Source organism: Myroides phaeus (assembly GCF_009799805.1).
GTDB lineage: Bacteria > Bacteroidota > Bacteroidia > Flavobacteriales > Flavobacteriaceae > Flavobacterium > Flavobacterium phaeum_A.
In genome coordinates this window covers 2,910,879-2,931,753 of the sequence record NZ_CP047050.1, presented here as the reverse complement: position 1 = coordinate 2,931,753, position 20,875 = coordinate 2,910,879, and the positions used below count along the sequence as shown (strand labels likewise).

General features: G+C 31.3%; 20 protein-coding genes and 1 tRNA gene. 10 read left to right on the top strand and 11 right to left on the bottom strand.

Annotated elements, in window-relative coordinates:
* Positions 1–29 precede the first annotated feature (29 nt).
* Positions 30–1,340: a DEAD/DEAH box helicase gene (locus GQS07_RS12995; RefSeq protein ID WP_158211188.1), complete on the bottom strand. Its 1,311-nt coding sequence runs from the start codon at positions 1,338–1,340 to the stop codon at positions 30–32.
* A gap of 243 nt (positions 1,341–1,583) precedes the next feature.
* Here GQS07_RS12995 and GQS07_RS12990 point away from each other — a divergent pair, with 243 nt between their 5' ends.
* Entirely contained in the window at positions 1,584–2,468 is an 885-nt protein-coding gene (locus tag GQS07_RS12990; RefSeq protein ID WP_158211187.1) for a Fic family protein, read from the top strand.
* 335 nt (positions 2,469–2,803) lie between these two features.
* On the opposite strand, the gene GQS07_RS12985 is transcribed toward GQS07_RS12990, so the two are convergent.
* From GQS07_RS12985 to GQS07_RS12975, 3 genes are all read right to left on the bottom strand, one after another.
* A tRNA-Leu gene (locus GQS07_RS12985) sits at positions 2,804–2,889 on the bottom strand.
* A 207-nt stretch (positions 2,890–3,096) separates the two neighbouring features.
* The gene (locus GQS07_RS12980) at positions 3,097–3,933 is read right to left on the bottom strand and encodes a DUF5694 domain-containing protein (protein WP_158211186.1); all 837 of its coding nucleotides are present in this window, start codon (positions 3,931–3,933) and stop codon (positions 3,097–3,099) included.
* A gap of 211 nt (positions 3,934–4,144) precedes the next feature.
* Positions 4,145–4,615: a lipocalin family protein gene (locus tag GQS07_RS12975; protein WP_158211185.1), complete on the bottom strand. Its 471-nt coding sequence runs from the start codon at positions 4,613–4,615 to the stop codon at positions 4,145–4,147.
* A 432-nt stretch (positions 4,616–5,047) separates the two neighbouring features.
* Here GQS07_RS12975 and GQS07_RS12970 point away from each other — a divergent pair, with 432 nt between their 5' ends.
* The 8 genes from GQS07_RS12970 (at position 5,048) to GQS07_RS12935 (ending at position 11,999) form a co-directional block, all read left to right on the top strand.
* Positions 5,048–6,319: a site-specific integrase gene (locus GQS07_RS12970; protein ID WP_006260869.1), complete on the top strand. Its 1,272-nt coding sequence runs from the start codon at positions 5,048–5,050 to the stop codon at positions 6,317–6,319.
* Positions 6,316–7,215 carry a hypothetical protein gene (locus GQS07_RS12965; RefSeq protein ID WP_006260870.1) on the top strand — a complete coding sequence of 300 codons (900 nt, stop codon included), beginning with the start codon at positions 6,316–6,318 and terminating at the stop codon, positions 7,213–7,215. The genes GQS07_RS12970 and GQS07_RS12965 overlap by 4 nt, the downstream gene beginning before the upstream one ends.
* A 175-nt stretch (positions 7,216–7,390) precedes the next feature.
* A complete protein-coding gene (locus tag GQS07_RS12960; protein WP_006260872.1) occupies positions 7,391–7,690 on the top strand; it encodes a DUF3853 family protein in 300 nt (99 codons plus the stop codon).
* 96 nt (positions 7,691–7,786) lie between these two features.
* Positions 7,787–9,022: a primase-helicase family protein gene (locus tag GQS07_RS12955; RefSeq protein ID WP_006260873.1), complete on the top strand. Its 1,236-nt coding sequence runs from the start codon at positions 7,787–7,789 to the stop codon at positions 9,020–9,022.
* Positions 9,023–9,241: 219 nt separating this feature from the next.
* Entirely contained in the window at positions 9,242–10,195 is a 954-nt protein-coding gene (locus GQS07_RS12950) for a toprim domain-containing protein (RefSeq protein WP_158210463.1), read from the top strand.
* A 95-nt stretch (positions 10,196–10,290) separates the two neighbouring features.
* Positions 10,291–10,590 carry a plasmid mobilization protein gene (locus GQS07_RS12945; protein ID WP_006260875.1) on the top strand — a complete coding sequence of 100 codons (300 nt, stop codon included), beginning with the start codon at positions 10,291–10,293 and terminating at the stop codon, positions 10,588–10,590.
* A gap of 2 nt (positions 10,591–10,592) precedes the next feature.
* Positions 10,593–11,507: a relaxase/mobilization nuclease domain-containing protein gene (locus GQS07_RS12940; RefSeq protein ID WP_006260876.1), complete on the top strand. Its 915-nt coding sequence runs from the start codon at positions 10,593–10,595 to the stop codon at positions 11,505–11,507.
* A 3-nt stretch (positions 11,508–11,510) separates the two neighbouring features.
* Positions 11,511–11,999 carry a hypothetical protein gene (locus GQS07_RS12935; protein ID WP_006260877.1) on the top strand — a complete coding sequence of 163 codons (489 nt, stop codon included), beginning with the start codon at positions 11,511–11,513 and terminating at the stop codon, positions 11,997–11,999.
* A 251-nt stretch (positions 12,000–12,250) separates the two neighbouring features.
* Here the strand turns inward: GQS07_RS12935 and GQS07_RS12930 are convergent, their stop codons facing one another.
* From GQS07_RS12930 to lnu(I), 4 genes are all read right to left on the bottom strand, one after another.
* Positions 12,251–13,111, bottom strand: a complete 861-nt coding sequence (locus GQS07_RS12930; protein ID WP_158211184.1) for an AadS family aminoglycoside 6-adenylyltransferase — start codon at positions 13,109–13,111, stop codon at positions 12,251–12,253.
* 175 nt (positions 13,112–13,286) lie between these two features.
* Positions 13,287–14,453 (bottom strand): tetracycline-inactivating monooxygenase Tet(X2), encoded by a 1,167-nt coding sequence (locus GQS07_RS12925; protein ID WP_008651082.1) that lies wholly within the window; start codon positions 14,451–14,453, stop codon positions 13,287–13,289.
* 334 nt (positions 14,454–14,787) lie between these two features.
* The gene (locus tag GQS07_RS12920; protein WP_158211183.1) at positions 14,788–15,759 is read right to left on the bottom strand and encodes a phosphotransferase; all 972 of its coding nucleotides are present in this window, start codon (positions 15,757–15,759) and stop codon (positions 14,788–14,790) included.
* 173 nt (positions 15,760–15,932) lie between these two features.
* Positions 15,933–16,703 carry a lincosamide nucleotidyltransferase Lnu(I) gene (lnu(I), locus tag GQS07_RS12915; protein WP_158211182.1) on the bottom strand — a complete coding sequence of 257 codons (771 nt, stop codon included), beginning with the start codon at positions 16,701–16,703 and terminating at the stop codon, positions 15,933–15,935.
* 314 nt (positions 16,704–17,017) lie between these two features.
* On the opposite strand from lnu(I), the gene GQS07_RS12910 reads away from it, so the two are divergent.
* Positions 17,018–17,857: a tyrosine-type recombinase/integrase gene (locus GQS07_RS12910; protein ID WP_006260881.1), complete on the top strand. Its 840-nt coding sequence runs from the start codon at positions 17,018–17,020 to the stop codon at positions 17,855–17,857.
* A 329-nt stretch (positions 17,858–18,186) separates the two neighbouring features.
* On the opposite strand, the gene GQS07_RS12905 is transcribed toward GQS07_RS12910, so the two are convergent.
* The 3 genes from GQS07_RS12905 to GQS07_RS12895 form a co-directional block, all read right to left on the bottom strand.
* On the bottom strand, positions 18,187–18,885 hold the full coding sequence (locus GQS07_RS12905; protein ID WP_158211181.1) for an abortive infection system antitoxin AbiGi family protein: 699 nt from the start codon (positions 18,883–18,885) through the stop codon (positions 18,187–18,189).
* Positions 18,886–19,086: 201 nt separating this feature from the next.
* Positions 19,087–20,199 carry a DUF262 domain-containing protein gene (locus GQS07_RS12900; protein WP_158211180.1) on the bottom strand — a complete coding sequence of 371 codons (1,113 nt, stop codon included), beginning with the start codon at positions 20,197–20,199 and terminating at the stop codon, positions 19,087–19,089.
* The gene (locus tag GQS07_RS12895) at positions 20,196–20,849 is read right to left on the bottom strand and encodes a hypothetical protein (RefSeq protein ID WP_158211179.1); all 654 of its coding nucleotides are present in this window, start codon (positions 20,847–20,849) and stop codon (positions 20,196–20,198) included. The genes GQS07_RS12900 and GQS07_RS12895 overlap by 4 nt, the downstream gene beginning before the upstream one ends.
* Between the last annotated feature and the right edge of the window lie 26 nt (positions 20,850–20,875).

Here is a 20,875-nt window from a genome sequence, read left to right as displayed (position 1 = left end):
ACATAACGTAACAGCCCTTGTTTTTTTGGTTACTCTTTAGCAAGAGCAATCTTCACTTTTTTATTTTTTAGCTTAGTATCTTCTAATTTAGCTAATAAAGGTTTTATTTTATGAGTGCTTACAGCTACAAAAGCTTGCTTATCCCTCACGTCAATTAAACCAATATTCTCTTTGTTTAAACCACCTGTTTTAATTAAAAAACCAACGATGTCTACCTTGTTTACCTTGTCTTTTTTACCAGCACTGATATAAATAGTTTTAAAGTCAGTTTGGTTGTCTATTTTATACTTCCCTTCTAAGTTTTCAATCGGCAATTCAGGATCGATGAAACTAAACTTTTCATCATTTGTAACCATAACGTATGCTTTACCAGAAGCTTTCATACGAGCAGTACGACCATTTCTGTGGATAAACGCATCTTCTTTTTCTGGAATTTGGTAGTGAATTACGTGTCCTATTTCCGGAATATCTAATCCGCGTGCAGCTAAATCTGTGGCAATTAGAATATGACAACTACCATTTCTAAACATCATTAAAGCGCGCTCGCGTTCTTCTTGTAACAAACCACCGTGAAAAGCACCATTAGCAACCCCTTTTTTAGTCAACGTTTCGCTAATTCTCGCTACTGCATCTCTATGGTTACAGAAAATAAGAATAGTGTCTTTTCCAATTTTACCAACTAATTTAATTACAGTCTCTAATTTCTCTTCAGCAGTAGAAATAACCTGACTAAAAGTTAAGTCTGGTTTAGCTTCTTCAGATTTTAAAAAGTGAATACGCTCAGGGTCTTCGATACCTGTGAAATCAGGAATTTTCTTCAAAGCCGTAGCAGAAGTCAGCATTCTAAAGTTAATATTGTCAAAAGAGTTGATGATGTAGTCCATATCATCTTGGAATCCCATCTCTAAAGCCTTATCAAATTCGTCGATTACGTAACTTTTAACCGTTTCAGTATTAAAAGAACCTTCTTCAACGTGAAATGCCACACGACCAGGTGTACCAACTAATACAGCAGGAGGTGTACTAAAATTGTTTAGTTCAGTTCTTGTAGAATGTCCACCGTAGCAAGCGTTGATTTTAAACGCTGTTCCCATTTTTTTAAAAACAGTTTCTATCTGTAATGCTAATTCGCGTGAAGGAACAAGAATAACTGCTTGAACACCTTTTACATTAGGGTCTAAACGGTTGATAAGAGGCATAAGAAAAGCCACTGTTTTACCTGACCCAGTAGGTGACAATAAGATAATGTTATTCTTTTTTTGAGCAGCGTTAAATGCCTTTGTTTGCATTTCGTTTAACGCTGTAATATTTAAGTTTTGAAGTATTTCTGCTTTATTCATAGCCGCAAAGGTATGTTTATTATTTTTTTGTTTTACATCACCAAGACGGAATTAGTAAAAAATAAATTCAACTTATTTTAGCTGTTATAAATACATTATAAAAACAAAGTTTAGTTGTATTGTTTTGATGTTTAGTTAACTACGTGTTAATTTGGTTTGTAGTGGGGGATAGGGCTAATAAATGTTGTACTAAGGCAAGGGAAATAAGTATATTTGCAAACAATGTGAAAATACGTGGGGACTATGATTTATATTTCAGTAAAAGAATTTGCACAACAGCAGGGAGTATCAGAAACGACAGTTAGAAATCACTGTACAGCTGGTAAAATTGAAGGCGCTTTTAAAAAAGGAAGAGCTTGGAGTATTCCTGCTGATGCAGTGTTATTGAAAAGTAGTAGAGCGGAAGCCATTAAGAAATCCCTGCTTGAAGTACTGCAAGAGCAGAAGGGAAAGGGATTGAAAAAGGGTATTTACCACCGTACTCAGGTGGAGTTTACTTATAATTCTAATCGTATTAAGGGAACTGAATTAACTCGAGATCAAACGCGTCATATTTTTGAAACTAATACTGTTGGTACTACTCGTGGATGTGTAAATGTTGATGATGTTATTGAAACAGCGAATCACTTTCGTTGTATTGATATGATAATTGAAAATGCAGAACAGGTACTGACAGAAGAGTCAACAAAGAAGTTACACGCTCGTTTAAAAGTAGGAACATCTGACAATGGAAAACCTTGGTTTAACGTAGGAAAGTACAAACAGGTGTCAAATGATACCGATACTCACATCGCTTGTTCACCAGAAGAGGTTGAAGAACGTATGCGTAGCGTGTTTGTACATTATCAGAGTATAGAAGTTAAGACAATAGAAGATATTGTGGAGCTTCTTTATCAGTTTGAAAGCATACGACCTTTTCAGGATTGTAATGGGCGAATAGCACGTTTGATTCTTTATAAGGAATGCTTAGCTAATCAACTTGTACCGTTTTTCATAGAAGAAGAAATGAGAGACGAATACTTTAAAGGAATAGAAGAGTGGCCTATATCGAGAGAACGTTTGTTAGAAGTGTGTTTAAAGGCTCAGAGCGATTACCAAAAGGTACTTAAACGACATAAATTGTATTAAAAATATCAAAAGCCTCATAAGTGTAAACTGTGAGGCTTTTTTGTGCCTACTTGTTTTTGGGAATTTTATTAGTGTTACTTTCACTTATAAGTACGGGTAAGTATATAGAAGAACAATTACGAAAACTGAGTTGTATATTGAGATGATTAGGGATTATCGTAGAGCTAACATTCGTTGTTAATGTAAAAGGGTACTAAAAGAGGAGGAAGGTAAGGTGTATTGTAGATTAAGTCAATTTTTATATATAGATCTCATGGTATGCTATTGAGCCAAAAGAAGTCAAATTACTACAAAATAAAAAAGGAGAATTGATATTGTATCAATTCTCCTTTTTGTACTCGAGGCGGGACTTGAACCCGCACGAACATTACTGCTCACTGGATTTTAAGTCCAGCGTGTCTACCACTTCCACCACTCGAGCATGCTTACACACGTTTTGTTTGTGATTGCGAGTGCAAAAGTCGAATAATATTATTTAATATACAACAATTAAAAGCATTATTTTTAAAATAAAAACCACGTTATATGCTTATGTGTTGATTTTTAGTAGGTTATTTGAGTGGTTTTTTTCAAAAAAAGTATTATGTAAATTGATGTAATTGTTATTTTAAGTTTAGAAAGTATGTATTTACTCCATTACTTCATTAAAATCGATAAGATTAAAATTAGAATCATTTTTTATAAAATCATAAAACATAGCTGCATGTCCTGCTCCTACAATAATTACGATATTTTTATCTCCAATTGAAACTTGATTTTGTACATAAGAATACATTATTAAATTGCGTTTGTACCAGCTTGCAACAAAATCAGAGCCAAAGAACGTATCATCGTTGTTTAAACGATTTAGAATTGATATATAGGCTCCTTTGTTCAATTCTCTTTGTTCTTTAGAGTTTATACAGACAAAAACGTCGGATAAACTATTTTTTGCAACACAATTATTAGTAAAGTCACTTAGAGTTTTAATTCTATTAGAAAAAGATGTAGGGTCTATTTGTGTATTCTTGTTTGTTTCAGATTCTATTAAATCATAGCGTTGCTCTAAATTATAATCAATAGAATATATAGCATTGTTTTTTGATTTTTTTGCAAGTCTGAATCCAAGTTGAAAAATCTCATTCTCCGAATAATATCGTTTAAAGAAGTTTTTTTGGATACTATCTAAGTTATAAAAGGGTTTATTGTCTACATACAACAAGTATTGTTTATTCAGGTTTTCTCTGTTTTCATATGACGATTCTACAAACACTTTATCAGGATTGTATTTTTGTACAATTTTATTAGTAATTTTTTCTAAATCCTCTTGTTTAGAAGAGTTTAGAATATCGATGTCAATTACTTTTCCACGATCAAAACCAGGGTTGTTAAAATGTACTGTTCCTATCAGAATTACATTTATTTTTTCTTGTGAAAAAACAGTTGTGAAAAACAAAACAAGGATAAAAGCTATTGTATTTCTCATTTGATTTATTGTATTTGGTAAAAGGGATATAGTTTGTTTGTACAAACATTTTTTCCGTAAAAATATTATATTTCATAAATTATACAATACTGCTTTCGTTTAATTTATAAACAGAGATAACATATCGGTAGGGAGTAAGTTGATACAAAAAAAACGATAACATATGTTATCGGTTTTTTATGAAGAAGGCTTGTCTTTTACAGACACCTTATTACTTAATTCTTTTATAGCTAATTTCAGTATATTTAATAGAATTAGCATCTTCTTTTACTGGATTAGGCAATGAGACCATAACAACTAATTCGTCATTAGTTAAATTCGTTATAAGCATCTTATCTTCTATGCCCAACTCATCTAAAGTACTGATGTTATTATTTTGAAGAGTATAATTTAAGCCAACTATTTCCTCAAGGCAATTACCATTTTCGTCTTTACCTACGAATTGAAGGATATCTATTTTATCTTTCGTATAGGTCCAAGTCATCAGTCCACATCCATAATCATCTGAAGGGAAAATTTGTTCTATAAATTTTGCTTCTCTATCGTATGTCTTAGTCGATGATAATTCCCATGTTCCTACTAAATTCTCTATTTCAAATTTTTCAGTAGCTTCTTGCTCTTTACAACTACTCATTCCCAATGCCAAGAAAGAGAACAGTAAAACGTATAAAGTTTTTCTCATATTCATTCTATTTTTTTTGTAAAGATAAAATTTTCAACAGATTTCACTAATAATTCTATTGATAACCGTTTTTATAGATGTCCCTTTAAAAAAGAATAGGCTGTTATTGATAAAGTTAAGCGCGAGAGATTACATATCCCAATGAGGATATTTTGACTCAAAGAAAACCATAAGCTTATGGAGGTGTCTTAAAAAGCTATAATGGAAGTAAGGCTTTCAGCAACTATATAAAATAAAAAAACCGATAACTCTCGTTATCGGTTTTATTTGCGGAGAAAGAGGGAATATAACCCATATATAAATAGAGTGTGATAAAATACTATTATTTTGATTTATTGGTAGTTATGTTTTTATTAAGTCGATTAAATACCTTAAAATACTATATGATAGTATCAAAATTGGGTGTATATTTGGGTGCTATTACAAATAACTATGACTATAAAAAGAAAGATAACTATTGCTATTGAAAAGAGAAAGAAAGATGGTGTATTAATCACAGAGAACGTTCCAATTCGTGCAAGAGTGGTATATAATGGTGGCCGTGTAGAACTCTTTACAGGCTACCGCATTGATGCTTCTAAATGGGATGAAGCAAAAGAAAAGGTACGCAATGGGTGTACCAATAAGCTAAAACAAAGCTCTTCCGAAATCAATACAGCAATACAGGAGCTATCTACTACGATTGATAGAATCTTTAAAGAGTATGAATTGAAAAACGAAGTACCTTCTTTTGAACTCTTAAAAGATGAAATAAAACGCTACTCAGATAAACAAACCATATCAGCAACAGAAAAGAATCTCTTTACAGCTTTTGACGAGTTTGTAAAAAGTAGTGGTAAACGCAATGATTGGACAACTGCTACTTACACCAAGTTTAATACTGTTCGTTCACATCTTTTTTCTTTCAAAAGCAATTTTCAGTTTACTGATATTAACGAAAAGACGTTATTAGACTACGTTTCATTTTTACGCATTGAAAAACAGATGCGTAATAGCACCATCGAAAAGCAAATTAGTTTTGTAAAGTGGTTTTTGAAGTGGTGTAAAAACAACAATTATACAATTACCTATAATTTTGAAGAGTTTAAACCAAAACTAAAGGAAACATCTAAAAAGATAATCTTTTTAACTCAAGAGGAAATCGAACAGATTAAATCAACGGATTTAGGCACAAAGTCGTACTTAGAACGTGTACGTGATGTATTGCTTTTCTGTTGCTATACAGGACTTCGCTATTCAGATGCCTTTAGCCTAACAAGACACGACATTAAAAATGATGCTATTGAGTTTGTTACCAAAAAGACAAATGATATGCTGAGAGTTGAATTAAACAAACACAGTAGAGCAATATTAGAGAAGTACAAAGATGTACCTTTTGAAAAAGGAAAGGCTCTACCTGTTATTTCTAATCAAAAGATGAATGACTACATAAAAGAACTTGGAGAGTTAGCAGAGATTAACGAACCGATTAGAGAAACCTACTATGTAGGCAATGAAAGAATAGATGAAGTAAAACCCAAATACGAACATTTAAGCACTCACGTAGGGCGAAGAACATTTATCTGTACCGCTTTATCATTGGGGATACCTGTACAGGTTGTAATGAAATGGACAGGACATTCAGACTACAAATCAATGAAGCCTTATATTGATGTAGCTGATACGATTAAAGCGAATGCAATGACTAAATTTGATATGATATGAATACAGTAGATGCCCAATTAGAATTAACAAGATTTATGACTGATAACACAATAGTGATGTGGGAAAAAGAATTAAACACATCAGGAAATTCGTTTAATTTCGATTCCCAAGATATTTATAGACAATATATGATTAATATCTTAATGTTTGATTTTAAAGACCGAATTGATTCTGCAAAAGACACACAAGAAAGAAAAGAAATTTTATCTATTGTTAGAGAAAATTTGGAGACAATAATTAAGTTGTATGAAAAAAATTCTGATTTCTTCACTAATCTTGATAGAGATGGACTTCGGTTAAAGAAATACCGAGAAAGAAATAAAAATAGTTTGTCAGATAATGATTTAACAATGGAATTGTATAGAGAAACGGAATTGCCTGAACGTAAAACCTACTTTGAATCAAGTTTTTACAAAGAGATAGGTTTTTTAAACTACGACTACCACCAAGAGATATATAATCATAGTAAAAGGCTTTTAAAAGATGTGAAATCAAATTTTAAGGACTATGAAATGTATGACAATGATTATCTTTTTATTAATGACAAGCCTATATTTTCAATGGGACTTATTAGTAAACTACATAGTATAGTAAACAATCAATTTATTGAAGATATATCAGAATATGATTTTTATAGAGAGATAAATATCTTACATACAGTGAATAAAATAAAAATCAAAGAGGATTTTCTATACACTTTCTTTTATGTAATTCATTGCTTACATAATAACATAGAAAACAAAAGTTTAAAGAAAAAGTGGTTTGCTCAAATATTAAAAGAATTTAAGATTAAGAAAGCAACTTATGACTCTAAGTATAAACACATAACAGGTAGCAGTGCCAATGATACATTAAAAGAGTATCGCAATCTCATTGATTCAGCTTTTAAACAATAAAGTACTATAAAAGCCTTTAAAATTTATAAATCCACCTTTGAACCACTTTAGAATTTTACTAAAGTGGTTTTTTTGTGCAATAAAGTGTGTTTTTCCACCCCCTCTCCACCTTACACACATCGTAGTTTTGAATTGTTCGAACATCACAAAATCGTATAATTTAAAAACTAAAACTATGTATATAAGCGAATTAAAAGAAAAGCCAGTTTGGCAAATGACAGGAGAAGAACTATTACAGTTATTACAAACAGTATCTATAAAGGATTTTAAAGAACTCAATACTTCGCAAGAAACGCAACAATCTACAAAGCGTTATGTTTACGGAATACGTGGTATAGCAGACCTACTTGGGTGCAGTATTACCACTGCTAATAAAATCAAGAAAGAAGGTCATATCAAAAAAGCGATTATCCAAAGAGGTAGAAAAATTATAGTCGATGCTGACTTGGCATTAGAACTATTCGCTAAAAAATAAAAGGGACAACTTGTGCAAATCGTCCCTTAATATCCAATTAAAGTATAACTCAACTCTTATCGTATAAAGATAAGGATTATTAAAACACAAGTAAATATGAGCTTAGATATACCCTATATCCGAGTAGGAACTGCTTACTTTAAAATCATCGAAAAACCTTTGATATCAGGTGATAAAGTTAAAGTAATGGTGCGTTGGACTCGTGAAACGATTGTATCAGATCACGGAAAGTCCTACTTAGAGAACGTCTTAAAATTAGATGGCTTTTGCTGTATTCCAGACCATCTTAACTATCAACCAATCGTAGAAAATTTTTTTAATACCTATAATGAATTAAATATGAAACCAATAGAAGAAGATTTTAACTTAAATGAATTAGAACAATTGATTCCAAACTCACTACACTTTGTAAAGCACATATTCGGAAGTGAACAATACGAATATGGTTTAGACTATCTAAAGCTATTGTATGAGAAGCCAACGCAAACCTTACCAATATTGTGCCTTGTTAGTAAAGAACGTGCAACAGGAAAAAGCTCTTTTATTAAATGGCTTAAAAATATCTTTGGACTCAATATGACTTATATCAAAGGAGATTCTTTTGGTTCTCAATTTAACGCTGATTGGGCAAGTATGTTATTAGTTGCCATAGACGAAGTATTCTTTGATAAGAAAGAGATTACAGAGCGTTTAAAGTACCTTTCTACTACTGACAAAGACAAAGTTGAAGCAAAGGGAAAAGACAGACAGGAAATAGAGTTTTTCGCCAAGTTTATTCTTTGCTCTAACAATGAGGATGATTTCATTCAAATAGACGAAGAAGAAATACGTTTTTGGATTCGAAAGATTAAACCTATTGAATCAGAAGACGTTCACTTTATCAAGAAGCTAACAAGTGAAGTTCCTTATTTCATCAAATACTTACTTCTACGACCTTATTACACCACGCAACAAACCCGAATGTGGTTTACACCTAAACAGATACTTACAGCTTCCCTTTTAAAGCTAATTAGTAAAAACAAAATAGAGATTTCACTTTTAGAACTTTTAAACCTGTGCTTTGAAAAGGTTGCCGAGGATGAAATTTGCGTAGCTCCCAATGATTTACTCTTGTTATTACGCAAGACAAACCCAAAACTAATAATATCTGCTAGTGAAATAAGAAAGATTTTAAAGAAATGGGATTTTGAACCACAAAACAACACAAAATCTTATCAAGGAATAGAGCTTTTATCTCATGGAGAATTTGTTAAAATAGAACGTAGAGGACGTTACTACATCATTAAAAAAGATTTATTCTATAAAATATTTGATGCAATGATGCAAGAATAGATTAAACTATTGTTTATTAACAAGTTATACTGCATCAAAGTTTGCATCAAACTAAAAACACGTCAAGTTTGATGCAAGAGTGATGCAAGAAACAAAATGAGTTTGATGCAGTGATGCAAGAGTGATGCAGAGTATTTTATTGAAATACAATTGATTAACACCTTTCTGCATCATTGCATCAAAAAAAAACAGATTTTTAACCCGACTATTTCAAAACGTATGAATTGTGAATTAGCTAAACAAATTAGCCTAACAGACTTACTTAAAAAGTTAGGTCATACCCCAACCAAAATAATGAGAGTTGATTGGTGGTATATAAGTCCATTTAGAGAGGAAAAAACAGCATCATTTAAAGTGAATATTGATAAAAACGTGTTTTATGACCATTCTGCTGGTTTTGGTGGAACAACACTTGATTTTGTGATGAAGTACAATAATTGCGATATTAAATCAGCTTTAGAATTGCTCAAAAACGATTCTTTTTCTTTTCATCAGCCAATTATTGTGAGTTCTAACATTATTCAAGAACCAACATATACAATTCAAGCGATTAAGCCATTAACACATCCAAACTTGATACAATATATCACTGAGCGTAATCTTAGCCTTAAAATGGCTCAAACTTATTGTAAGGAAGTACACTATACTCTAAACAACAAATCATATTACGCTGTTGGTTTTCCCAATACCACCATAAATGGTTTCGAACTAAGAAACGTGTATATAAAAATGTGTCTTGGAAAAAAGGCAGTAACCTACTTTGATAACAAAAGTAAACATATTGTCTTGTTTGAATCTTGGAGTGATTACATCAGCTTTTTAACCCTTTATCCAAATGCAGAAAAGCAATATGATTATTTGATTCTTAATTCCGTATCAATGTTGAATAATACAATAATTAAAACACCAAATAATTATTTGTACAAATGTACAAATGGGGAATTGTATAAATGTATCAATGTACAAATGGATAAAAGTATCAATAATACTTTGTACAAAGAATTAAAGTATGAAAGTATTATTTGTTGTTTCGACAATGATAAAGCTGGAGAAAGTGCCTTTCAAAAAGTAGCTCAGACCTATACAAACGTTGTTGATGGACGAAAACTGTACGAGAATCACAAAGATTTGAATGATTATTTACTAACTATTAACCGCAATGATTTGACGTGAGAATTATCGAGATGTGTCTTTGTCCTTACAAATTGGAAATTTGACAACCAAAGACCACTCGTTTTTCTCCCGAAGGTCGCAAAATGGGTAAGACGATGAAAAAAACAAAGAAGATAGAATTTAGAGTAACTCTTACAGAGGCTCTAATCATAAAAAACAAAGCAGAAAAAGTAGGTTGTAGCGTTTCGGAGTACATCCGAAACACCGCACTTGACTATTCTTTAGCGTATAAATTAACTCCTGATGAAGTTGAAGTTTACAAATTACTGAACAAATACACAGATAATTTTAGGCGAATAAGCAACCTTTTTAAGCTTGGTGATACAACAGGAGTTAAAGAACACACTATTGAAACAGCTAATCTAATTCGGACTCACTTACAAAAACTACTGTAATTATGATAGCTAAAGCAAAATCTTGTGTTGGTGGCACAGCATTATTCAATTACGTAATTGATGATAAAAAGGGATATGAGCTATTAAGAAACAATCTTTCGGGGGATACTCCGAAAGATATGTTTCAAACGATGCAGATACTACAAAATCAAAACAGCAGATGTAAAAACAACACAATATCGGCTGTTATATCTCCAACTATTGTAGATAGTCAAAAGATGAGCGATAGAGATTTACGAGCATTAGCCGTTGAGTTTTTACTTGGTTTACAAATCGATCCTACCAAAGCTCAATTCATTGCTTTTGTTCATACAGAAAAAGAGCATAAACATATTCATATCATCGCCAATCGCATAGATGAAAATGGCAAAGCTCTAAAAGATAATTACATTGGTTTTGAAGCTCAAAGAGTTGCTCACGAAATAGCACTTAAATACGGTTGGACGTCTATAAGACAAGAAAACGAGAATAAGAAACAAAGAGCTAACAACACAAACTTAATAGCTAAAAACACTATCAAAACAGCTCATAGGGAAGTTTTAAGACAGGAACCAAAAGATTTACAACAATACATTCGATTAATGCTTGAAAAAGATATTGAGGTTAAACCAACTATTAATAAACAGGGGAATATTCAAGGATATCGCTTTATTCATTTACCAACTAATACAAACCTAAAAGCAAGTGAAGTTGACCGAAATATGAAGTTGAATGATTTATTTAAAAATACAGCAAGCACAGAGTCAAAGAATGAAGTAGAAAAACTATTAACTAAGCAAGAAGCAATCGAACCACAAATGCAGAATTGGAAAACAGATGTGTCTGTTTTATTTAGTTTGTTATCTGCTTTTCAACTTAGTGGTAACGATGAAGATGATGAACAAAAAAAACGTAAACGAAGAGCACTAAAAAGATAAACAATGGCAAAGAACCAACCTAAACTCACTGATATGACAGAACTATTACTTCAGCAAGTCATACAATTAGAACACACGATAAAACAAAGTAAAAAAACTCATTTAGATACCATCAAAGAATTAAGTAACATCAAAGTAACAGTAAATGTTGCTGAACTTCGACAGATAGAAAAAGAACAAAGACAACGCTTACAGAATGACTTCGATCAATTTCATCGAGAGATAACAAAAAATAATGAGGAGCTTTTGAAGGTTCACAAGGCTGTTAGCTCAAAGAGGTTATTCTACTTGATTGTATTGAACATCTTTTTACTTTTAACAACAGGTTTTTCAATGTATTTAGCTGTTAAGAATACTATTGAGAAATCGGAGTATGAGCGTTTAGAAAAAGAAAAGGGGCAATTAATAAATCAATTAGAAAATGTAAATCAGTTTTTTAACAAAAATCCAAGGACAGCTAAATCTTTCAAAGAGTGGAGTCAAAAGCAATAATTGAAAAGTGTTTATCAAAGTTATTTCCGTAAAATTTTTAGAGCTTTGAAGGCTCAAAATTTTATGGAATAACTTTGTTGGAATAGGTTCACAATATTTTAAAAGATTTACTAACGGTTTGGGTATTGCCGAAGGCGGGGATTTTTAGCGCAAAAGTTCAAACGAAGGACGAATGTTGAACCTTGCACAAATGTCCAATCGAAGTCGTTCAGCCCCGCTTTTGGCAATACCTTGTTGTACGACGTAGTTATTTATTTAGTTTTTAATTCGTCCAAATATTTTCGTATGTCTTTTTCTAATTTTTTGGGATAATCATAATTTAGTTTTTTCGATAATTCAGTTCCAATTTTTGAAACTAAATCAGCCATTGCAAATAAAGCATCCCAATTATCATTTTTTTTACTTCCTGAAAATGTTTGTTCTATTGTTTCCCACAAATCGGTAGTCAGGTATTTTTTAAAAAGTCTGCCGTATTTATTGGTTGTAATATTCCAATTATGTTCGCTTGAAATGTACCATTCGATTAAAGGGATTAAATAGTCTGTTCGGATATTATTTTCAGTCATAAACTTTGTATAAAACAAGTCATCCCTAATAATACATTTTGCGGTATGAGCAATGTCCCACCAAAAGTCATTTAAAACTTGTTTGAATTTTTTTTCTGTAGGTTTTTTTATTATAAAAATCTGGTGAGTAGGCTTTTTTAGACTATTTGTTAGCCCTTCTTTATCCACCAAAACTTTATAGCCAATATCCCAATCTTCGTGTAATTCATTTTTTTTTGCGTCAAGTAAAAATTCGGGTTTGCTGTATAATTTGAAATCTACTTTGACATAGTCAGCATATAAAACCATTTTCATAGCGTGTTTACCTTCGAAATAGGTTTCGTCTTCTTCAACCATTGCAATTGGATTTCCAAAATTTTCTGTCCAAGTATTGTCTGAAATATATTTGGCGTTATTTTCGAATATAAGTTCAATGTCTAAATCACTAAATTCGTCAACAAGTGCTAAAGGATTTACAAGTGAACTTGTCAGAAGAAGAACTCTTACATCTTCGTTTTTCTCCGACCATTCTATAATTGTTCTTAACTTTTCTTCTCTGACTTTCATTTTGTTTGGTTCGGTTTTACTATGTCGTACAACGTTTGGCAAATTGGCGATGGAGCCGACTTTTAGCACAAATGTTGAATAGAATTACTAATCTTCAACATTGCACAAAAGTTCAATAGAAGTACTTCACCGGCTCTATTGCCAATTTGTTTGTTATGTGCCGTTTTATTCCATTTTATACATTTAACAATTGCTGAAACGTAAAGTCGGGTTTAAACATTTCAATTTCGTTTTGAGTTGATTCTTCTTGTGCTTCTTTGCCATAGATAAACATTTGCTGTTCATAATTTTTAACAGCCTCTTCAATGCTATTAAATTTTCCATCGGCTAGATTATCAGACAATATCAAGGCATCCACCAACCCACTATTTACTCCCTGCCCTGCAAAAGGCGGCATCAAATGTGCGGCATCCCCAATCATTGTTATGGGTAATGGGCGCTTGCTTTTCCAAGGCTTTTCTAAAGGAAATATCCGTGTAGCCAATCCTACAAATGACAACGTCGTATGAATCAATTCTTTGTAGCGTTCGTCCCAATCGGAAAATTCTTTCAGAAGAAAATCAACGACACTATTTCTGTTTTGAAAATCTACCTGCGTTTGGTTTTTCCATTCATCAGGTGTTTTAAAACTTATTCCAAAATGCAATGCACCATTATTATTGGGGTTAGCAAATAATAAATTACCTTGGTGAGATGCCATTAGCCGGTTTCCATTGCATAGCTGAAAAAATCCAGGACAGTTTATCTCTGGTTGATGAATATCGGCTTGTATATTGAAAGTACCTGTTTCTTCAACTTCCGTGTCGGTAACAAATTTTCTTACCTTGGACATCCCGCCATTGGCAAGAATAACCAAATCTGCTGTTTCACTCGGTTTATTCTCAAAAGTTAGTGTCCACTTCTTCTTACCAGGTTCAAGCATAACAAGTTTTCTATCCCAAATAACCGTGTCGTTTTCTAAACTATTCAACAAGATAGCCCTTAAGTCATTTCTGTTTATTTCAGGATTGTCAAATCGATTTTCGGGCTTTACATTTTTTGTGGATAAAATATTGCCTTTTTCATCAGCAATATTTACACCCATTGGTAAGGCTAAGTCATAATAAGTTTGTAACAATCCCGCTTTTTTCATTGCTTCCTGACCTGAACCTTTGTGTAGGTCAAGGGTTCCACCAAAAATTCTTGCCTCTCGGTCGTTGTCTCTTTCGTAAACTGAAACGTCTATGCCGTTTTGCTGTAATAATTTTGCCATAGTCAGTCCAACGGGTCCACCACCAATTATTGCAACGTTCTTATCACTAAGTAAATTCATTTGTTTGTCTGTATCTATTCGCATTGTCATTCAAAAATGGCACATAACGGCAAAGCATTGGCGTAGTGCCATAACAGTTCTTTAAAATAATAACGATATTTGCAAAGGCATTATGCCAATGCAATGTTATGGGATAGGTGTGGCGATTATTGGTGAGGGTTGCACGGGCGAACCGAGAATGCAAGGCACTCCATAGAAAGCCAGCAGGTTAAGCCGAGTCTGCATTCGCCACACTTTACCATAACGGTTTGGGGCTTTGCGAGGGCGGGGATTTTCAGCAGAAAATCTCGACCGAAGCACTAAGCTACAAATATAGCGAAAATCTCCAACGGAGTATTTTCGCCCCGCTCTTGCAAAACCCTTGTTACCTGCTGGCTGTGTTTTTAGGTTTGGATATTATGTTATCAACTTCTTTTTTCAGATAGTTTAAGTTGATTTTGTATTCTTCCGAATTGAGTTCGTCAAATTGTAATTGTTCGATAAACTCAAAAATATCTTGAAGTTTTCTACTTGTCAGATAATATTGTAAAACCGTTTCATTGATTTGATAATCAGGATTGAGTTCATAATATCTTTTGATAAACAAATCAAAATAAGGTTGCTGATAAATGCTGAAAATATCGGCTTCGGGTGGTGCAAACTTTATTCCTTCCCAATCCAAAAGATATAATTTTTGTTTGTCTGTGATAAGATTCCAATGATGAATATCTGTATGACATAAACAATATTTTAAATCTTTTTCCTTTAAAGCATTTGATAAATTATACCATTCGTTGATTTGATTTTTTATAATTGAAAGATTAGGTTGCAGTACCGTTTTGATTTCCGTTTTTAGTTGGTCAAGGTTTTTTTCTATCCAATTGTTTAGTTTAGAAATAAACGAAAGGTCAAATGTTTCAGAAATCTGCGAAAGGTCAAAAGGAGTTTTTTTTAAATGATGTAACTGACTGACAATTTCGGCTAATTGAGTTATTTGTTCTTTGGTTAAATTTTTTTCTCCAACTGTTTCTCCTTTAATGTAATCAAACAAAACATATATATAATTTTCATCTTCGCACCTAAAATCATCAGATTGCGTTTTAATCAATCGAATGATTTTTCCTTTCAGCAGAGTTTGATTATCAAGCCAATCCACAATGGGAAGATAAAGGTCGATGTGTTCCGTTAAATAAGAAGTTGATTTTCGACTTTTTTCATAAACTTTTAAAAAATAAAAATGCTCGTTTTCATCTTCTATTTTATAAGCCAAAGAAGCCCAACCACCTTTTTGTTTAGAAATTGTGTTTGTTTTGATAAGATATTTTTGTTGCAATGTTTTTATCAATGTTTCAACCATTTTATTTTGTCGGATTTTTGGTTCACAGCTTGCAGGTAACGGTCAAGTATAAGCGTAGTGCGGGTTTTCGGAGCAATACACTGTCCGCCAACACGAACTTTGATAGATGGCAAAATACTAAATTTTAGCCACTTCGCCCGCATTACGCTTATACAATGTTGGCGGTAGTTTATTTATTCAATTCTCCTTAATACCCCCTTTAATTTTGCTTCAACTCCAAGATTATCAAAAAGTTTTTCAGTCAATGTTAATGTCTTCTTGAAAGCTGTTTTAATATTTGTCGGATCTAATTCTGATGTTGTCTGCTGAAATAACGAATACCAATCTGGATCTATGTCTTTTTCCAAGTTTTTTGTTGGACTTTCCCAATGTTTGGTTTGGTATGTTTCAATTCTTATTAACCAAAGTAAATATTTTTGAACATTTGATAAGCTTTGGTAAGCGTGAGCAAATTCCTGTCGTTTAATTAAGTTGCTTGTTGTAAGTAAAACATTCAACAACGATTGGCTCAACCACAGGATATTTTCATTTGTTGTTCGATCAGGTACTTTAGTTTTTATTTCTTTGAGCGTGTTAGTCAATAAATCTTCTTTATCTACTAAAATCATCTTGTCAAAGTCGCTAAACTCTACCGATCCGTCCCACGATTTGATAACTTCCATTTGGTCGTTTGTCAAAAAATGAAACTCCCCCCTTATCATATTTTCAAAAATGGCAACTTCACTTCCAAACTCGTTGGTAAAATATAATGCCAAAGGATGAATTTGGCTTACCCAATTTTCAGCGGAAAATTTTTCTTTATCCTTCAAGAAGATGTAGAATTCAATATCTGAATATTTGTCCCCTTCATTTTTGGTAAATGACCCGTACATAAATACGGCAGAAATATTTTTATCATTTTGAGCTATTGACTTTGTTTTGTCAATCATTTGTAGCTGTGTCATTTTCTAATTTTTTAATATTAACAATCGCCCTTTCTACTTTGCGTATTAAAGGATATTTCAATTCTTATTCTATCTTACAGTTACTTATAGCTTCATTTTCTTGAATGTTTTTCGTTGTTAATTGTTTCTTCAAATTACCGCCAACATTGTTATTTCACGAAATAAAACACGGTGTAGTTTCGTAAAATAACACCTATATGCGCATTTCGTAAAATCTGTTGCTAATATAATTACTTTTTTTGTAAATTAGATACTTAGTAAGTTATTTTTTGTGGATAGCGAAACAAAATAGGTTAAATTAGATTTATTTAAGTATGGATAGCGAAACAATATTAAAAACCTTACACGACCGATTGCAAGTGCAACGCTACGCCAATAATACCATAAAATCGTATTGTGGTTATGCACAAATATTCTTAGAGTATATGAATAAATATCGTACGCTCAACGAAATACCTATTGCTGAAATAGAGGGTTTTATTAATGAAAAAGTATTTCAAGACAATATTAGTGCATCTTATCAACGCTCTTTAGTTGGGGCAATTAAGAAGATTTATGAGTTGGTCAATAATCAATCGATAGAGTTAAATTATTTATATCCTAAACGAAAATCAACCCAACTGCCTACTTTCTTTTCTCAAGAAGAAGTGAGAAAAATATTAAATGCTACAGAAAATTTAAAGCATAAAGCAATTCTTACCACTATTTACAGTTGTGGATTACGCTTAAGTGAGTTAATAAATCTTAAACTAACCGATGTAAAATCCGACAGTAATTTACTATTAATACAACAAAGCAAAGGGAATAAAGATAGGCTAGTAGCTTTACCTGATAAGTTATTAAGTTTGTTGCGAGAATATTATATTGAATATAAACCCAAAATATTTTTATTTGAAGGAACTAATGATGAGCAATACAGCGAAAGAAGTGTTCAGTTAGTTTTGAAAAAGTCAATGAAAAAAGCCAATATTGTAACAAAAGGCAGTGTGCATACTTTGCGTCATTCATACGCCACACATTTAATAAAAAGCGGAATTGACATTCGGGTTGTACAAGAATTATTAGGGCATAGTGATATTAGAACAACCATGATTTACACTCATATTACAGATGTAGATAAGAAATCGACACCAAGTCCATTAGATTTTTTGTAACCTAAATTAAAAAACCCAACTTTACATTTTTGGGTGTAAAATTGGGTGTTTATGCTTTAACTGATTAAGTATCAGTGTTTATTGCGGAGAAAGAGGGTTAGCCTCTTTTATCTCGTATGCTTTATAAATAGGGAGGTTCACTTTTTTAAATTGTAGTGAGCACCTTATTCGGAAAGTTTTAAACTATGATTGGAATCGTTTGATTCTATATCAAATATACATTTTATAATTAATTTTAAGACAAAAAGCAATAACATTGTTTTTTTTGATTAAAAAATAAATTCGATATTTCACTTAAACAACCATTTTGGAAAACCTATGTGATGTTTTTACTTCCAACTATATTTTTCCATTTTGCTTACTAAATCAGGAAATTTCTGTTTTAGCAAATTATAACTCTGTTCATCATCATAAAATATTTTTGTTATTTCTTGATGTGTAAATCTCAAAGGATATTTTATAAGTTTACTATTGTATTTATCTTCATTACTTAGAAATGTAGTCCTGTTTTCTGAAATATATCCATTTCCAATTTGTTTCTTAGAGGGTAAAAATCGCCATTCATTTTCTGTTTTAAATACAAAATCTTTTTGGTCAAAATAACTATTATAACCTACTGTATTTTTAACAAAACCACGAATTGTCATAATTGGAAGACGTAATTTATGTCCTTCAGGTAATGAACGTCTATGTTCTAATAATATAGCTAGTGAATTAGCAACAGGTGAATTTTTTTCAATATACATAACTGGTTGAATATTATTTTTAATTATCCAATCCGTTGACAGTGAAATTCCAAACTTTCCATAAGTTATTTCTTTATTTTGAATTTCCTTTAAATTTTGTTCACTAAAACAGACCATAGGATGGACATTCTTAGAAACAATTGTTTCGTTAGTTATACAAAACTCTTCTTTACAATATTTTAATCTGAATTGTGATTCTTCAATAATTGACACTAAGTATTCAATTTTAGAAGTAAAATGAATTAAAATATTATCAGGGTTTTGATTAAAGTATTCATTCATAATGCATTACATAACATTTTGAGGTTTAGTGCCAGTTACAGAAATTGAATTGCAAAGTTTCAATTTAAGTACACGTTAAACAAGTCATCCAATTTAATTTAAGAAAAAAGTTCATAACATCAGTTTTTTGCCCAATAGAAACCTGAAATTTAAATTTAACACTTTAGTCTCGTTTGTAGCAATACATTGTTAGCCAATGTATTATTTTAGTGATAAAATAATTCTGTCATTAATAAATTTCCCTCTGAATTCACGAGAAGATTGTTCATTTACAGCTTCTTTTGCTACTTCAAAATATTTTATTTCACCTTCAATTTTTTCCTTATAATTATCTGAGCTATTTCTGTATTCTTTGTTATTAGTCTCAATTTCTATAAGTTTATCTTTAAAAACTTGATAGTCTATATTATCAATATTATCAAATTTAAAAAGTTCGCAAATTATTGTGAAAACATTTGCTTTGTTGAACCAATATGACTTTTCAGGTAATTCTAACTTGTTGATAAACTTAACACAGTCTACAAGACCAAATTCATATATAGATGCATCCATAAACTCTTCATTAAATTGCTCTATATAATTTTGGATTTTATCATTTCTTCTAAAATAATTACCTTCAATAAGGGTTGTAATTAAAGTTAGAAGATATTGCAAAGCAAGCATTCTCTTAATATCGTTTTCTGAGAAAATTTTAAATTCATTTACAAAGAAATCGTTTAGTAAAGATTTATTTTCAGGTAGTAATTTATAAGATATAATGTCATAATTGATTTTATCATCTTCATCAATTATTTGCTTCGCAAATGAAATAAATTCACTATCTCCCCATTTTGCATTATCTCTTTCTATAGCATTTAATGAATATTCAGTACTATTAATTCTTTGAAAAATTTCTTTAATTTGATCCTTTTCTGCATTTTTTAAATAACGTACAGATACTTCAAAGTTTAAAAAGTCCTCTTTTTCCTCTTTGGATAACTCATTAAATAGTTTAATACTTTGATTTCTGTTTGCAAATACATCCTTGCCTTCAATATAGTTTACAATTGTTGTACAACGTTGTTGCCCATCAACAATTAGGTCTTGAAGAGTTAAAGTCTCTGTATTTAATTCTCCTGGAGCAATATAAATTTCAGGAAAAGGAAAATTCATAAGTATAGTTTCTATGAATCTATATTTATGTTGTTTCTTCCAAACAAGTTTTCTTTGAAATGAAGGAGAAGGATCTAATTCTTCTTTTTTAATTTTGTTATATAATTCTATAATTTTCCAATTATTGGCTGGAACACTAGCATTTAATTTTTTTATACTCATAGTACCTCAGTCTTTGATTTTAATTTAAGTTGGTTTAAATTGTGTAAGTGATAACTTTTAAAATAAAACCAATCTTCATATATCGCTAAACCTAATTTTCTTTTGCTTACAGCGTAAATCTCTTGTTTTAAACTTTCAAAATTTCCACATTTACATATTTCGAATCCTACTGGTTTGAAGTCTGGTCTAAACCATCCTTTGCAAATGTATTGAAATAACTTATAATTTATATTTACAGGTTTATATTCATTGTAATATTCATTGCTGTTCCAGTCCAAAGTTAATCCATCAGTGAAGTCGTATAGTTTTTTCTTTAATTCTGCAAATAATAGTGGAGATATTACAGCAACATCAATATCTGATTTGTCTTTTTTAAGTTGCGTTGTTTTAAATTTATGATCGAATTCATTATACAATTTTTTAGGACTTAGGCTGTATCCTAATTTTGAGGAACCTACAATGACTACCTCATTTAAATGGACATCAAGATGTTGAGATATTATTTTTCGGATTTGATATTCATAATCATATGTAGTACTTTCAGTTATGAAAGTGCTAATATCTATCAAATGCTTTTGGAAAATCTGTTCTTGATCTAAATCAGATTTATATAAATCATTTTTTAAATCTTTAATTCGTTTTTCTATCACGGTTTGTGTAGTTAATATATGGGTTA

What these genes read in the sequence shown, in the direction of transcription:
- GQS07_RS12990 (WP_158211187.1), top strand. Translation starts at nt 1,584, where the DNA reads ATGATTTATATTTCAGTAAAAGAATTTGCACAACAGCAGGGAGTATCA.
- GQS07_RS12960 (WP_006260872.1), top strand. Translation starts at nt 7,391, where the DNA reads ATGTATATAAGCGAATTAAAAGAAAAGCCAGTTTGGCAAATGACAGGA.
- GQS07_RS12925 (WP_008651082.1), bottom strand. Translation starts at nt 14,453, where the DNA reads ATGACAATGCGAATAGATACAGACAAACAAATGAATTTACTTAGTGAT.
- GQS07_RS12930 (WP_158211184.1), bottom strand. Translation starts at nt 13,111, where the DNA reads ATGAAAGTCAGAGAAGAAAAGTTAAGAACAATTATAGAATGGTCGGAG.
- GQS07_RS12910 (WP_006260881.1), top strand. Translation starts at nt 17,018, where the DNA reads ATGGATAGCGAAACAATATTAAAAACCTTACACGACCGATTGCAAGTG.
- GQS07_RS12980 (WP_158211186.1), bottom strand. Translation starts at nt 3,933, where the DNA reads ATGAGAAATACAATAGCTTTTATCCTTGTTTTGTTTTTCACAACTGTT.
- GQS07_RS12975 (WP_158211185.1), bottom strand. Translation starts at nt 4,615, where the DNA reads ATGAGAAAAACTTTATACGTTTTACTGTTCTCTTTCTTGGCATTGGGA.
- GQS07_RS12965 (WP_006260870.1), top strand. Translation starts at nt 6,316, where the DNA reads ATGAATACAGTAGATGCCCAATTAGAATTAACAAGATTTATGACTGAT.
- GQS07_RS12950 (WP_158210463.1), top strand. Translation starts at nt 9,242, where the DNA reads ATGAATTGTGAATTAGCTAAACAAATTAGCCTAACAGACTTACTTAAA.
- GQS07_RS12955 (WP_006260873.1), top strand. Translation starts at nt 7,787, where the DNA reads ATGAGCTTAGATATACCCTATATCCGAGTAGGAACTGCTTACTTTAAA.
- GQS07_RS12995 (WP_158211188.1), bottom strand. Translation starts at nt 1,340, where the DNA reads ATGAATAAAGCAGAAATACTTCAAAACTTAAATATTACAGCGTTAAAC.
- GQS07_RS12970 (WP_006260869.1), top strand. Translation starts at nt 5,048, where the DNA reads ATGACTATAAAAAGAAAGATAACTATTGCTATTGAAAAGAGAAAGAAA.
- GQS07_RS12920 (WP_158211183.1), bottom strand. Translation starts at nt 15,759, where the DNA reads ATGGTTGAAACATTGATAAAAACATTGCAACAAAAATATCTTATCAAA.
- GQS07_RS12940 (WP_006260876.1), top strand. Translation starts at nt 10,593, where the DNA reads ATGATAGCTAAAGCAAAATCTTGTGTTGGTGGCACAGCATTATTCAAT.
- GQS07_RS12900 (WP_158211180.1), bottom strand. Translation starts at nt 20,199, where the DNA reads ATGAGTATAAAAAAATTAAATGCTAGTGTTCCAGCCAATAATTGGAAA.
- GQS07_RS12945 (WP_006260875.1), top strand. Translation starts at nt 10,291, where the DNA reads ATGAAAAAAACAAAGAAGATAGAATTTAGAGTAACTCTTACAGAGGCT.
- GQS07_RS12935 (WP_006260877.1), top strand. Translation starts at nt 11,511, where the DNA reads ATGGCAAAGAACCAACCTAAACTCACTGATATGACAGAACTATTACTT.
- GQS07_RS12905 (WP_158211181.1), bottom strand. Translation starts at nt 18,885, where the DNA reads ATGAATGAATACTTTAATCAAAACCCTGATAATATTTTAATTCATTTT.